Consider the following 15139-nt stretch of genomic DNA (forward strand, 5'->3'; position numbering starts at 1 on the left):
GATTTGAATATTGATGAGGTTAATTATCAGGTTAAAAGTTGGCTGACAGAGGCACGTGAAAATATTATTCATGCATTTGGAAATCCATTGTCTGTTGAAACAAAAAGTAGTCGAGTTGATCTTGTAACTAATATGGATAAACAGACTGAAAAATTTTTAGTAAACAAAATTCGTACCTTTGATCCGAAAGCCAAAATTTTAGGTGAAGAAGGTTTTGGGGATGATGTAACAAATTTAGATGGTACTGTTTGGATTGTTGATCCAATTGATGGCACAATGAATTTTGTCAAACAGAAAGATCATTTCGCGATTATGATTGGTATTTATGAAAACGGTATTGGAAAATTGGGATTCATTATGGATGTAATGAATAATGTTTTATATTCTGGTGGGCCAGATAGGGGCGTCTTTGCCAACGATAAAAAACTTGAAAAGCCTGAAAATATAGCACTTAAGGATGGCTTGCTAGGTTGTAGCTCACCTATGTTAATGATGGACTATAAGCATTTACAATCAATTGTTCAACATAGTTCAGGTGCTAGGGTTTATGGAAGTGCCGGTATTGAGTTTGTTCACATATTACGTGGACAAGAAATTGGTTATGTTTCTCACTTAAAACCATGGGATTTTGCAGCCGGTAAAATATTGGCGGAAACTCTTGGTATCACCGTGAAAACAATTGACGGGTTAGAGCTCGATATGTTACAATCAGCAGATGTATTAATAGCAACGGAAAACGCACAAGAGGACATTTTAAAACTACTAAATAGTTTTTAGTAGAATCGCGTTGTGGCTGTGACTAACAAGTCGCAGTTTTTTTATGCGATTTATTTATGAAAAAGTATGAAAACTTTTAGTAAGTGTGTTAATTGTCTGCTATAATAGTGAACTGTAGTTATTATTCGTAAAAATATTAAGGCTCCAACGAAAGGAAGAACAAACTTGAAAACAAGAGATGACATTCGTAACATTGCGATTATCGCCCATGTCGATCACGGTAAGACGACATTAGTTAATGAATTATTAAAACAATCAGATACATTGGATGGCCATTCAGAAATTAGTGACCGTGCCATGGATACAAATGATATTGAAAAAGAACGTGGTATTACAATTTTATCAAAAAATACTGCTGTTAGAGTTGGCGACAAACAAATTAACATTTTAGATACACCTGGACATGCCGATTTCGGTGGTGAAGTAGAACGTATCATGAAAATGGTTGATGGTGTTTTACTTGTCGTTGATGCTTTTGAAGGAACAATGCCTCAAACACGTTTTGTTTTGAAAAAAGCTTTAGAACAACAATTAGTACCAATCGTTGTTATTAACAAAATTGATCGTATGGGTGCTCGTCCACAAGAAGTTGTTGATGAAGTTCTTGATTTGTTTATTGAATTAGGTGCTGATGAAGCACAACTTGATTTCCCTGTTATTTATGCTAGTGCATACAATGGTACATCAAGTATGGATCCAGATATCGAAACTCAAAAACATTCTATGGATGACGTTTTTGAAACAATTATAAATACAATTCCTGCACCAGTTGATAACAGTGACGAACCATTACAATTCCAAGTTTCAATGTTGGATTATAATGAATATGTTGGTCGTGTTGGTATTGGTCGTGTGTTCCGTGGAAAAATTGCTGTTGGTGATCAAGTTTCTGTTATTAAACTTGACGGCTCAGTTCAAAACTTCCGTGTTTCAAAACTTTTTGGTTTCTTCGGTTTAGATCGTGTTGAAATTAATGAAGCTAAAGCCGGTGATTTAATTGCAGTTTCAGGGATGGATGACATCTTCGTTGGTGAAACTGTAACACCAAGTGATCATCAAGAAGCATTACCATTAATGCGTATTGATCCACCTACACTACAAATGACATTCAGAACGAATGATTCACCATTTGTTGGACAAGATGGTAAAAACATTACTGCTCGAAAGATGGAAGATCGTCTTAAATTACAATTGCATACTGATGTTTCATTGAAAATTGAAGATACAGATTCTCCAGATGCTTGGGTTGTTTCAGGTCGTGGAGAATTACATTTATCAATCTTAATTGAAACTTTACGTCGCGAAGACTATGAAATTCAAGTTTCACGTCCAGAAGTTATCTACCGTGAATTCGAAGGCAAGATGCAAGAACCATTTGAAAGCGTCCAAATCGATACACCTGATGAATATTCTGGTGGTGTTATTGATACAATGGCTCAACGTAAGGGTGAAATGATTAACATGGAGACCGGTAATAACGGCCAAACTCGTTTAACTTTCTCAGCTCCTACTCGTGGTTTAATTGGATATGATTCACAATTCCTTTCAATGACTCGTGGATACGGTATCTTAAATCATACTTTCTCTGAATACAAACCAGTTATCCGTAACTGGGAACCTGGTCGTCGTAATGGCGCATTAGTTTCTATTAATTCAGGAAAAGCTACAACATATTCAATTATGAGTATTGAAGAACGTGGAACAATTTATGTAACACCTACTACTGATATTTATGAAGGAATGGTTGTTGGACAAAGTAGCCGTGAACGTGATATTTCTGTAAATATTACTAAAGGAAAAGCTATGAGTAATGTTCGTTCTTCTAATAAAGATCAAACAGCCTCAATCAAGAAACCAACTATTCTTACTCTTGAAGAATCATTGGAATTCTTGAACACGGATGAATTATTAGAAATCACACCAAATAATTTACGCTTACGTAAACGTATCTTAGATACAAATATGCGTGAAAAAGCTCAAAAACAACATAAAACAGATTCAAAAAAAGGTTAATTTAAAAAGAGTTGAAAATGATTAAGTTCATTTTCAACTCTTTTTTTTAATCATGATAAATAGTAATATGGTATACTATTAGGAGTCACGAGAGAATAAAATCGATGAAAAACAACATTTCTAAAGAAAATGTGATGGTCACTTTGCAAGAAAATGTAGATAAAATAAATAAATTTATCTGGAAACAGCGAAATACATTTTACTAGCTTGGTTATGTTACATTTTAAGAAGTAGTTGATACTTAATTGTTCGTTTTTCTCGTGAAGTAGATTTTGTGTTGGAGTGTGCTCTGTTTGAAGAAAAAACTGAAAAGAAGCAGATAAAGAATCTTGAAGTAACTTCGAATAGACACTTTAGTACTAAATTTGAAAAAATGAAGAAATAAGTTGGATTAAAAATGCAAATTTTAAAAAGAATAACACAAAAATTACAATATCTTGATTATTTTATTTTTATACCGTATATCATATTATCCGGAATTGGTGTGGTCATGGTTTATTCTGCTAGTTCATATAAGGTTCAAATGGCGGGTGGCGATCCAACGACATATTTAAAAAAACAATTGCTTTTTGCCATTTTAGGATTGCTAGTTGCTTTCCTTATATATTCAATGAAGGTTAATTTTTTTAAAAGTTCTGGATTTATAATATTATTTGGTGCAGTGTCCATTCTGCTACTTTTATACGTAGTACTTAGCGGTAAAACAGTTAATGGTGCAGCAGGATGGATTAACTTTGGCTCTTTTAACATTCAGCCCGCAGAAATCAGCAAGATTTTTTTAGTCTTGTTTATGGCGCAACAAGTTGCATTCCGTGAAAATAAAGAATTAAGTTATGAGGGTAGAAATAAACGTCGTTTTATCTATGCGATTGCAGTAGCCTTACCACTCATTTTAATTTTGGTTGAACCAGATGTGGGTGGGTTTATTATTAATTTTAGTGCAGTATTAATCATTATTTTGGCTAGTGGGTATTCAATTGGAATAACTTCTTTAATTTCTGTTGGTGGCATGGGTACTTTAATGATATTATTATCAAAATTAAAATCTGTTTCTCCAGATTCTGGTGGTCCATTAGCATATATGGCTAAAAGATTTAGTGGATTCAATGATCCGTTTAAATATCAGCAATCAACTGGACAACAGCTGGTAAATTCATATTATGCATTAAGTAATGGTGGTATTTTTGGTGCAGGACTAGGAAATAGCATCCAAAAACGAGGCTATCTACCAGAACCGTATACTGATTTTATATTAGCAATTACAGGTGAAGAACTTGGATTATTGATGGTATTTTTTATTTTAATATTACTTTTCAGTATGATTGGACGAATTATCTTTATTGGTTCTAAAAGTAAAGAAACTTTCCATTCACTTTGTTGTTATGGAATTGCGACGTTTATGACAGTGCAGACTGTATTTAATGTTGGTGGTATATCAGGTGTTTTACCAATAACAGGTGTAACATTTCCATTTCTTAGTTATGGCGGATCAAGTATGCTTATCTTGAGTTTCTGTGTAGGCTTAGTTTTAAATATATCAGCTTTAAGAAAAAAGGAATTACTAAATAATAAATAAAAAGGGGGTCATAATCAAATGCTTGACGAAGAAAATGGGACTAAGTTAGTTATACAAAAAAGACAAGGTGTCATTGTGTTTTTATACCATATGAAGCAAATTAAGCAGTTGAAACGATTCGGTATTATTCAATATATTTCAAAAAAAATGAAATATGTTGTCATTTATATGAATCAAGAAGACCTACCCGAGACGATTAAGAAAATTCAAAATTTAAAATTTGTTAAAAAGACAGAAGTATCGCATCGCCCTGATATTGATATGGACTTTGGGTCTCGAATGGGTGAAAAAGCATTTAAATTAACAGATGAAGATCAAGAAAAATTTAAAAATAAAAGTGAGTAAAGTATATGAGAATAATTTCAGGTGAATATGGCGGAAGAAAATTAAAAGCAGTTCCGGGTATGGCAACAAGACCTACAACGGATAAAGTTAAGGAATCAGTGTTTAATATTATTGGTCCTTATTTTGATGGCGGTAAATCGTTAGATTTATTTGCAGGTAGCGGAGGGTTAAGTATCGAAGCTGTTTCTAGAGGAATCTCGCATGCTTTTCTAATTGATAGACAGTATCAAGCAATTAAAACAATTAATGATAATATTGCTATCACAAAGGAAGAAGATAAGTTTACGGTCTATAAGCAAGATGCCGATAAAGCAATTGGACTATTAAAAGGTAAAGAAACATTTGATCTTGTTTTTTTAGACCCACCTTATAAGACCCAAGAAATAATTGATACGATAAAAAAAATAGATAGCAGCGAGTTGTTAAATAATCAAGCTTTAATTATTTGTGAAACAGATCAATATGCTAACTTACCTGATGATATTTCTGGATTCAGGCTATTTAGGAGACAAAATTATGGAATTACACAGGTAACGATTTATCAAAAGGAGAACTAAAATGAATGCAGTTTTTCCGGGAAGTTTCGATCCATTAACTAATGGACACTTAGATATTATTGTTCGATCAAGCCAAATTTTTGATAAAGTTATTGTCGCAGTTATGACTAATACTAAAAAGAAGTCATTGTTTACAGCTGATGAAAAGGTAGATTTGATTAGTGAAGCTACCTTTTCATTAGCAAATGTAGAAGTAGTTAGTGTTGAATCAGATTTAACGATTAACTTAATGCACCAATTAGATGCTAAAATAATTATTCGTAGTGTTAGAAATAATAGGGATTTTGAATATGAAAAAGATATTGCATTGATGAACAAAGAGTTAGATGAAACAGTGGAAACTGTATTGATGCTTGCTAATCCTAAATACGCACATATTTCCTCAAGTTTAATGAAAGAAATATTTAAATTTGATGGAGATATTTCAAATATGGTACCTAATCATATAAAAGTAGCTATGATTAAAAAATGTCATGAAGTAATTAGTAAGGAAGATTAACTTAAATAAAATGAATCATCATTAAAATACGTGATAATGATTTAAGGAAAAAAACGAATTTCATTTTAAATGAAATTCGTTTTTTTGCGTATTTAAATATAAGAGGGAGGTGGATAAGATGGATCAAATAAAAAAAATTTGAATTGAATATCGAAAAATTATCATTATTTGTGTGGTATCTGTAATAGCATTGACCATTTTTTCAATAGTTACACAACATAAAAGTAGCAAAACAGATGATATGTTAGTTAATAGTATTACTAGTACGTCGTCTAGCTCGGAAAAAAATATATCAAGCCATTTAGAAACCTCAAATGGTGGGAAAATCGTTGTGGATATCAAAGGAAATATAAAAAAACCAGGTATATACACAATGAAAACAGGAATGAGAATTAGTCAGGTAATCGATTTAGCTGAGGGATTTTTATCTAACGCTGATCAGAAACAGATTAATTTAGCTCAAAAAGTAACAGATGAGATGGTTATATATGTTCCGGCAAAAGGGGAAGTAAAAGAAAATAAAGTAGCAGCTACTACTGCCCAAGGATCTTCTGTTATGGATGCAGGGTCTACTACAGGAACTCAGGATAAATCGAATGATGAATCAACGGTTAATTTAAACACCGCAACGAAAGAACAACTGCAAGGGTTGACTGGAATTGGACCAAAAAAAGCAGAACAAATTTTACAATATAGAGAAGAACATCAATCGTTTAAAACTACGGATGAATTAAAAGAAGTTGGCGGCATCGGTGATAAAACATATGAAAGTCTAAAGGACTCATTAGCGGTCTAACTTTTTTTAAAGATTTATTTTTGATATACTATAAAAAAATGAAAGAAGGAAATACCTAAATGCCTGATAATAGAATTCCTTGGGATCAATATTTTATGACGCAAGCTGCATTACTATCATTAAGAAGTACATGTGAAAGATTATCTGTTGGTGCGATACTTGTTAGAGATAAACGGATTATTGCAGGCGGATATAACGGCGCTGTTTCAGGGGATGTACATTGTATAGATGAAGGTTGCTACCTTGTAGACGGACATTGTGTACGAACGATTCATGCAGAAATGAATGCAGTTTTACAGTGTGCAAAGTTTGGCTCAGCGACAGATAATTCAGAAATTTATGTGACAGATTTTCCTTGTTTACAGTGTACAAAAATGCTACTTCAATCCGGCGTGAAAAAAATATATTATTTACGTAATTATCATAATGATGATTATGCCATATCACTATTAGAAAGAAATAATGTTATTTTTGAGCAAGTAAAAGTTGATAAAAATTATATTGAAGAAATTGTTCTGAATAAAATATTTTCAGAATAAAATCAGTTGAAGCAGTTGATCTATTTTTTGCGACGTTAGTTATTGGAATAACAAGTTTATATGTTGTAAATTACAATCCTATTTGGATTATTTTCGCTATCGTTATTTTTATACGAATTATTACGTTAAAACGTTCGATAACTTTTTATATTTGTTGTGTCTGTATTTTAATTTTTGGTATTTATTTTTACAGTAATGCGAAGGAAAGCCAGAAGCAAGTTGTAGTTGAAAAAGAGGTACAAAATGTTAATGTGAAAATTTACCCTGATGATTATTCAATCAATGGTGATTTGGTTAGTTTTGATGGACAAATAATTTCTAATTCACAAAAAATTCGAGGATTTTATAACTGTAAGTCACAAAATGAACTCAATAAGATTAAACATAATAAACACACTAAAATTATAAACGTTGATGCTAAGCTACAAAAAATTAAATCAGCGACAAATGAAAACGAGTTTGATTATCAAAGTTTTATGCGAACTAAATCAATTTACAATAGTATGACTATTATAAAAGTTAATAATAGTGAAAAAAATGTCATGAATTTATCGCTTGAATCCGTGATAAGTAAGTTACATGAATTACGAGCAGAATTAAAAAGTTATTTTAATTCTTTATCCAATCCGTTAGATAAATTTTTGAATGCTTTGGTAATTGGTGATAAGACTCAGGAATTCAATCAGGATTTAGCCTCTATAAGACAATTAGGATTAATTCATTTATTCTGTTTATCGGGTTTACATGTATATTATTTTGTGATGTTAATAAGAACGTTAGGAAATAGACTATTAATCCCACGTGAGACAGTAGCCAAAGGATTACTTTTTTTACTTCCATGCTATTTAGTTATTGCAGGGGAATCTAGTAGTTTACGACGTGCAATTTTTATGTGTATGGTTCAACTTATTTGTGAACTAATTGATAAACCTGTCCAAGGGATTACGGTTTGGTGTTTCGCTTTGTTAATAGGATTGGTGATTGAACCACAAGTACTGTTCACATTTGGCGGTCAGTTGAGCTATCTAATGTCATTACTACTAATCTTTATGGAGAATAAAGGTACTTTTGAATCAGGTATTTGGCTAAACTTATTTAGTTTGCCATTTATTTTTTTCAACGTTTATCAGTGGAATGTTCTATCAATTGTACTTAGTATTTTTATTATTCCTATTTTTGAATTCTTAATCCTACCAATTGTAATTTTTGGAGGAATGGTTGGGATTCATTTTAAGGTTGTTATGGATGGGATAAATACTGTATTAAAAACGTTTATTTATTTTTTTGATGAACTAGCACGTTTACCATTAACGATAACGTTTGGTAAACCCAGTTTAAATATGTGCATGCTATTTTTCATGTGCACCTTAACATGTTTTTTACATCCTTCGTGTATTAAAAGATGGGCAATATTAGTTAGTTTCTATGTTATGGTATTTCTATGGATCCATTTTCCAATTCGGCAAGAAGTCGTTTTTTTTGACATTGGTCAAGGGGATTCAACATTGATAAGAAAGCCGTTTAATAGGCAAATTACATTAGTAGATACAGGCGGTAAAGTTCATTTTAAGATGGATAGCTGGCGAACTAGAAAGGAGTATCAAACTTCTGGTGAAAAAATTATTACTAATTATTTATTAAGCAAAGGAATCAGTCATATAGACTATTTATATTTGACGCATCAAGATGCAGATCATATAGGTAATTTTCCGTCTATATTAACCAAAATAGACGTCGATAGAATGATTGTTCCATCTGGAATGGAACAACTGCCACAATTCATTAAAAAAATAGAATCTACTCGACCGCCTAAAATGGTGATACCTATGACAGATAATAGTAAAAAACAGGATGCTGAATTGATGATTCTACATCCTTTTAATCAAGGTATAGGAAAAAACGAAGATTCTCTTGTTTTATTTGGAACAATCGGGAAATATAGCTATCTTATTACTGGCGATTTGGACCGAGCTGGTGAAAAAAAGGTTATTCAAAAATATCCCAATTTACAAATATCAATTCTTAAAACAGGTCATCATGGCAGTAAAACTGCGACTGATCCAATATTTATTGATCAAATAAAACCGAAGTTAGCGGTGATTTCTGCTGGTAAGAATAATAGATATGGCCACCCACATCAAGAAACATTAGATACTTTGAAAAAATATCGAATACCGTTTGTTAGTACAGCAGAGCATGGTATGATAAGAATCAGCAAGTTTCAAAATTATAAAGAAAAATTAGAAGTTTTTAACAATGAAAAGAGCTGATAAATATGAATTCACAGGCAATAATTTCAACGTTATCTCTTGAAAATGTGAAGCCAGTAAATCTTGTCTTAGGTAATGAGACTTATTTAATGGAAGATGTAAAAAAAGCATTTACTGAGTTGATACCTGAAGAAGAGAGAACGATGAATTTAGGTAAATATGATATGGAGGAGGTTCCGTTGGCTAAAGCATTAGATGATGCGATGTCTGTTCCTTTTTTTGGTGATAAGCGCTTAATTTTTATTCAAAATCCTTTTTTTCTAACGTCAGACACTAAAAAAAGAAAAATTGAACACGATATTGATGGTCTTTTATCTTATTTAGCTCATCCGGAACCAACAAGTATTGTAGTTATATTTGCGCCTTATAAAGAATTAGATGGTCGTAAAAAGATTAGTAAGATGCTTAAAAAATTTAGTCTAGTTATTGATAATCAACCGTTAAATGAGCGTGCAACGCGACAGTTTATAGCCCAAGAGATGGCTAACAAATCATTTGAAATAGATGAAAACGCTTTGGAATTATTTCTAGAAAGAACCAATACAGAATTATCAACAATCATGAATGAATTGCCAAAGTTATTTTTGTATAATTTTGAAACCCACCGAATTACATTATCATCTGTTGAAAATTTAGTTTCTAAAACTTTAGAACAAAATATATTTGATTTAGTAGATGTTGTTATTTCAAATAATATTGAAAAATCAGTAACGTTGTATCATGATTTAATTTTACAAAATGAAGAGCCAATTAAGATAAATGCAATATTATTGGGACAATTTAGATTATTATTACAAGTGAAAATTTTGCAAGATAAAGGTTACTCACAAGGAGATTTAGCTAGTGTTTTAAAAGTGCATCCTTATCGAATTAAGTTGGCACTTCAAAAGATAAAGAAATTTAATAGAAGTGATTTGAGGAAAATTTATTTAGCGTTAATTGATTTAGAAAAAGCAATGAAGACGACACAACAAGATCAAGAAGGATTATTCTCATTATTTATGCTTCAAATTAATCGTATAGATGTATAAAATAAAAAATACCCAGTAGATTATTAATCTACTGGGTATTTTTCTGAAAACTTATTTAGCGTAACGAGCAGCCATACGAGACTTATCACGAGCAGCTTTGTTTTCTTTGATCAAACCTTTAGAATGTGCTTTGTCGATTGCAGTAATAGCAGCTTTGTATAAAGCATCTACATTATCGGCACCAGCAGTCTTAGCTTGTTCAAACTTCTTTACAGCAGTACGCATTGTGCTTAATTGAGCAGCATTTTTAACGTTTGCTTTTTCATTCGTTTTTACACGTTTAATTGCAGATTGAATAATTGGCATTTAAGTCACCTCCACTTATCATGATCACCTTATTGGTTCTCAACAAATATTTCAACAACCATTATTATACCTAACCAAATTAGTTAATGCAATGAAAACTTGTAAAGGATTTTTACTTGATAGTAATAATTAGATAAGAGAAGTTATAAAAAACTTGCAATATACTCTAAATTTTAGTAAGGTTAGATTTGTTCCAAGTAACCTTTAACTTAGTTTGTTGACGTCTCACCGACGACTTACTCGGTTTTAGGCATTTAGATTCAGAAAGGTGGGAAACACTAATGGCAATTACAAATGAAAAGAAAACAGAAATTATGAACGAATATGCTCGTCAAGAAGGCGATACAGGTTCTGCTGAAGTACAAATCGCTGTACTTACTGCAGATATCGTTGAATTGAATGCACATATCGGCGTTCATAAAAAAGATTTCGCTTCACAACGTGGTTTGATGAAGAAAATCGGACATCGTCGTAACCTTTTAGCATATTTACGTAACAAAGATATTCAACGTTACCGTGAATTGATCCAACGCTTAGGTCTTCGTCGTTAAAACTAAAAGCAAAACTCTTAATAAGAGTTTTGCTTTTTTTATTTTTAAAATTTAAGATATGTCTACTATAAGTGAGTTAAATGTAAAACGTTCATAAATTTTATGGTATAATTGAGATTCAAATAAAGAAAAAGAAGGTTTTTTTCAATGGACGGATATAGAGTTGCGGTTGTCGGTGCTACAGGCGCTGTTGGAACACGAATGATTCAAATGCTAGAAGAAACAAGTTTACCCATCAATAGTATTAAATATTTGGCATCTAAACGTTCTGCAGGACAAGTATTAAAATTTAAAGGTCAGGATGTTATCGTAGAAGAAACAACATCTGATTCTTTTGAGAATGTTGATTTGGCTCTATTTTCTGCTGGCGGTAGTGTATCTAAAAAGTTTGCACCTGAAGCAATTAAACGTGGTGCAGTTGTTGTAGACAACACTAGTGCGTTTAGAATGGATCCTGATGTCCCACTAGTAGTTCCTGAAGTTAATGAACAGGCACTTTATGAACACAAAGGACTAATTGCTAACCCAAATTGTTCAACTATCCAAATGGTAGTTGCACTAGAACCAATTCGTAAAAATTACGGTTTAAAGAAGGTTGTTGTTACAACAATGCAAGCTGTTAGTGGTGCTGGAAACTTAGCTATTCAAGAATTAAAAGATGAAACACAAGCTTATCTTGATGGCGAAGAGATGGAAGCAAAGATTTTACCAGCTTCTGGTGATAAAAAGCATTATCCAATTGCATTTAATCCACTACCACAAATTGATGTTTTTGAAGACACAGGTTATACACATGAAGAATGGAAAATGATTCATGAAACGAAGAAAATAATGTCTAATCAAGATATTCAAGTTACTGCAACATGTGTACGTGTACCAGTTGTTGTTAGCCATTCGGAATCTGTTTGGTTTGAAGTTGAAAGTCATGATGCTTCTGTTAAACAAATTCAAAATATTCTTGCAGATGCACCCGGTGTGGTTTTACAAGATAATCCGGAACAACAGATATATCCACAAGCAATTAATGCCACTGGTAAGAAAGATACATTTGTTGGTCGTGTTAGAGCTGATTTAGAACAGGATAATGCCTTCCAATTATGGGTCGTTTCGGATAATTTGTTAAAAGGTGCTGCATGGAATTCAGTTCAAATTGCTGAAAAATTGCATGAATTAGATTTATTAAGAGTTCCAAAGTAAAAAGAAAGGAGTGAATTAAGCGAATGTTTGAAAATGTAGATATAATGACAGCTATGGTCACACCATTTAATGATCAGAATCAAGTGGATGAAGATCGCTTAATTAAATTAATTGAACATTTAATTTTAACAGGTTCAAAAGGTATCCTGGTTAATGGTACTACGGGCGAATCGCCTACGTTGAATCATTCTGAAAAATTAAATTTGATTAAAAAAACAGTGGCAATAGTTAATGGTAGAGTTCCAATTATGGCTGGTACAGGATCAAATAATACTATGGAGACAATTGATTTTACCAATGAGGTAGCCGCTATTACTGGTGTGGACGCAGCTTTAGTTGTTGTGCCATACTATAATAAGCCTAATCAAAAAGGTATGATTGCTCATTTTGAAGCAGTTGCAAATGCTTCGAAATTGCCTATTTTCATTTATAATATTCCGGGTCGTACAGGCGTAACTATGACTGTTGAAACAATTGTTAAGTTATCTAATAATAATCATATTATTGGTATTAAAGATTGTACAGGTAGTGAAAATTTAAGTCGTATTGTTGAACAAACGCCAGATGATTTCTTGGTGTATACTGGTGAAGATACGGATAGTTTGACTGCAAAAATCTTAGGAGCAAGTGGTGTTATTTCTGTTGCAAGCCATATATTTGGTATTGAAATGACTAAAATGTATCAAGCTGTACAAGATGGAAATATTAAGCTTGCAGGAGATATTCAAAGAGAGTTGACGCCAAAAATGGCTGCACTTTTTTCTCTTCCATCTCCTGGACCAGCTAAAGCAGCTTTAAATTACAAGGGTATCTTAGTAGGTGGGTGTCGTTTACCAATAGAGGCATTAACTGACAATGAAATAAATCAACTAGTGAAAATACTAAAAATATAAAATATGTAAGAGGTGAAGTAATGAGTAAAGTTAAAATAATTCCACTTGGTGGCGTTCGAGAAAATGGTAAAAATATGTATGTCGTTGAAGTGGATGATGATCTATTTATTTTTGATTCTGGATTAATGTATCCAGAAAATGGCTTATTAGGGATTGATATTGTAATTCCTGATTTTAGTTATTTGAGAGAAAATAAAGAACGAATTGTAGGTGTTTTCTTAACACATGGGCATGCAGATGCAATTGGTGCATTACCATACTTTGTGAGTGAATTTGATGTGCCTGTTTTTGGATCAGAATTAACAATTGCATTAGCAAAAATTAATATTGAAAATGATCCTAAGGCAAGTAAATTTTCTGATTTTCACGTTGTTAATGATCAGACTGAGATTGATTTTGGTAAAACGACAATTTCATTCTTTAAAACGACCCATTCAATTCCTGAATCATTAGGAATCGTTTTAGGTACTGATGAAGGGCAGATTGTTTATACAGGTGATTTTAAGTTCGATCAAGCTGCGGCACCAGTTTACCAAACAGATTTTGGACGTTTAGCTGAGATTGGTAAGAATGGTGTTTTAGCGTTATTAAGTGATTCAGCTAATGCTGAGAACCCATTCCCAACAGTCAATGAAAGTGCAATTGACGAATACATTAATGAAACATTTGAATATCAAAAAGGTCGTATTATTGTTGCCTGTGTGGCATCAAATATATTACGAGTACAACAGATACTAAATGCTGCAAAGGAAAGTCATCGAAAGGTTATATTAACAGGACACGATGTTGAAAAAATCGTTAAAACAGCTATGGATTTGAAGAAATTAGTTCTTCCTGATGAAAATTTAATTGTTCCAATGAGTGATATTAGCAAATATGACGATGATCAACTAATTATATTGGAAACAGGTAAAATGGGTGAACCTTTAAAATCATTACAGCGAATGGCTTTAAATCAACATTCAACTGTTAATATTCATGAAGGAGATCTTGTTTTCATTACGACAACAACGTCAAAAGCTATGGAAACTAATGTGGCAAAGACAAGAGATCTCATTTACCGAGCAGGAGCTGATGTGAAAGCAATTTCTGATGAATTAAATTCTTCAGGTCATGCTGGTCAAAATGATTTACAACTAATGATCAATTTAATGAAACCAAAATACCTGGTTCCAATTCAAGGTGAATATCGATTACTTGCGGCACATGCTGATTTAGCACATACATTAGGAATGCCATATGATCATATCTTTATTACTGGTAAGGGTGATGTTTTAAGTTATTCTGAAGGAAAAATGAATTTAGGATCGCAAGTTGAAGCAGGAAATACCATGATTGATGGTATTGGTGTTGGTGATATTGGAAATATTGTACTGAGAGATCGTAAAATACTTTCTGAAGATGGTATTTTTATTGCAGTCGTCACAATTGATCGTAAAAAGAAAAAAATCATAAACAAGCCTAAAATTACATCAAGAGGATTTGTTTATACAAAAACGAGCCTTGATTTAATTGAAAAGAGTGCTGAAATTGTGTCAGAAACAGTACAAGATAATTTGAACAATAAAGAATTTGATTGGGGACATTTAAAACAAGATGTTCGTGAAAAAATGAGTCATTTCCTATATGAACAAACAAAACGACGTCCAGTTATTTTACCTGTTATTATGGAAATTAATCAGTATCATAGAAAATCAACAAAGTCTAAAGAAGTTAAACCGGCGGAAACAAAAAATAACGAAAAATAATCAAAAAGGGATAACACAAATGTTGTTATCCCTTTTTTTAG

15 protein-coding genes are annotated in these 15139 nt (G+C 32.2%); 14 read left to right on the forward strand and 1 reads right to left on the reverse strand.

Annotation, left to right across the window (positions count from 1 at the left end; all coding sequences use genetic code 11):
- Positions 1 to 3: 3 nt before the first annotated feature.
- From AC1RPT_RS05885 to holA, 10 genes are all read left to right on the forward strand, one after another.
- Entirely contained in the window at positions 4 to 777 is a 774-nt protein-coding gene (locus AC1RPT_RS05885; RefSeq protein ID WP_481761701.1) for an inositol monophosphatase family protein, read from the forward strand.
- Between the two features lie 165 nt (positions 778 to 942).
- Entirely contained in the window at positions 943 to 2790 is a 1848-nt protein-coding gene (gene typA / locus AC1RPT_RS05890; RefSeq protein ID WP_481761702.1) for a translational GTPase TypA, read from the forward strand.
- Between the two features lie 397 nt (positions 2791 to 3187).
- Positions 3188 to 4366, forward strand: coding sequence for an FtsW/RodA/SpoVE family cell cycle protein (locus AC1RPT_RS05895; protein ID WP_481761703.1), 1179 nt, complete (start codon positions 3188 to 3190; stop codon positions 4364 to 4366).
- Between the two features lie 18 nt (positions 4367 to 4384).
- Complete coding sequence (locus AC1RPT_RS05900; RefSeq protein ID WP_481761704.1) at positions 4385 to 4711, forward strand: YlbG family protein; 327 nt, start codon at positions 4385 to 4387, stop codon at positions 4709 to 4711.
- Between the two features lie 5 nt (positions 4712 to 4716).
- Entirely contained in the window at positions 4717 to 5268 is a 552-nt protein-coding gene (gene rsmD / locus AC1RPT_RS05905; RefSeq protein ID WP_481761705.1) for a 16S rRNA (guanine(966)-N(2))-methyltransferase RsmD, read from the forward strand.
- A gap of 1 nt (position 5269) precedes the next feature.
- The gene (coaD, locus tag AC1RPT_RS05910) at positions 5270 to 5767 is read left to right on the forward strand and encodes a pantetheine-phosphate adenylyltransferase (protein ID WP_481761706.1); all 498 of its coding nucleotides are present in this window, start codon (positions 5270 to 5272) and stop codon (positions 5765 to 5767) included.
- Positions 5768 to 6008: 241 nt separating this feature from the next.
- Positions 6009 to 6563, forward strand: coding sequence for a helix-hairpin-helix domain-containing protein (locus tag AC1RPT_RS05915; protein ID WP_481762189.1), 555 nt, complete (start codon positions 6009 to 6011; stop codon positions 6561 to 6563).
- Between the two features lie 59 nt (positions 6564 to 6622).
- Complete coding sequence (locus tag AC1RPT_RS05920) at positions 6623 to 7102, forward strand: ComE operon protein 2 (protein WP_409022402.1); 480 nt, start codon at positions 6623 to 6625, stop codon at positions 7100 to 7102.
- 251 nt (positions 7103 to 7353) lie between these two features.
- Entirely contained in the window at positions 7354 to 9372 is a 2019-nt protein-coding gene (locus tag AC1RPT_RS05925) for a DNA internalization-related competence protein ComEC/Rec2 (RefSeq protein ID WP_481761708.1), read from the forward strand.
- 5 nt (positions 9373 to 9377) lie between these two features.
- On the forward strand, positions 9378 to 10403 hold the full coding sequence (gene holA / locus AC1RPT_RS05930) for a DNA polymerase III subunit delta (protein WP_481761709.1): 1026 nt from the start codon (positions 9378 to 9380) through the stop codon (positions 10401 to 10403).
- Between the two features lie 51 nt (positions 10404 to 10454).
- On the opposite strand, the gene rpsT is transcribed toward holA, so the two are convergent.
- The gene (gene rpsT / locus AC1RPT_RS05935; RefSeq protein WP_409022404.1) at positions 10455 to 10709 is read right to left on the reverse strand and encodes a 30S ribosomal protein S20; all 255 of its coding nucleotides are present in this window, start codon (positions 10707 to 10709) and stop codon (positions 10455 to 10457) included.
- A 281-nt stretch (positions 10710 to 10990) separates the two neighbouring features.
- On the opposite strand from rpsT, the gene rpsO reads away from it, so the two are divergent.
- From rpsO to AC1RPT_RS05955, 4 genes are all read left to right on the forward strand, one after another.
- Entirely contained in the window at positions 10991 to 11260 is a 270-nt protein-coding gene (gene rpsO / locus AC1RPT_RS05940; protein ID WP_409022405.1) for a 30S ribosomal protein S15, read from the forward strand.
- 147 nt (positions 11261 to 11407) lie between these two features.
- A complete protein-coding gene (locus AC1RPT_RS05945; RefSeq protein WP_481761710.1) occupies positions 11408 to 12457 on the forward strand; it encodes an aspartate-semialdehyde dehydrogenase in 1050 nt (349 codons plus the stop codon).
- 23 nt (positions 12458 to 12480) lie between these two features.
- Positions 12481 to 13350 carry a 4-hydroxy-tetrahydrodipicolinate synthase gene (gene dapA, locus AC1RPT_RS05950; protein WP_481761711.1) on the forward strand — a complete coding sequence of 290 codons (870 nt, stop codon included), beginning with the start codon at positions 12481 to 12483 and terminating at the stop codon, positions 13348 to 13350.
- A 20-nt stretch (positions 13351 to 13370) separates the two neighbouring features.
- Positions 13371 to 15098: a ribonuclease J gene (locus AC1RPT_RS05955; protein WP_409022408.1), complete on the forward strand. Its 1728-nt coding sequence runs from the start codon at positions 13371 to 13373 to the stop codon at positions 15096 to 15098.
- Positions 15099 to 15139 lie beyond the last annotated feature (41 nt).

This window comes from Dellaglioa sp. CoH-56-MRSF-11 (genome assembly GCF_056782135.1).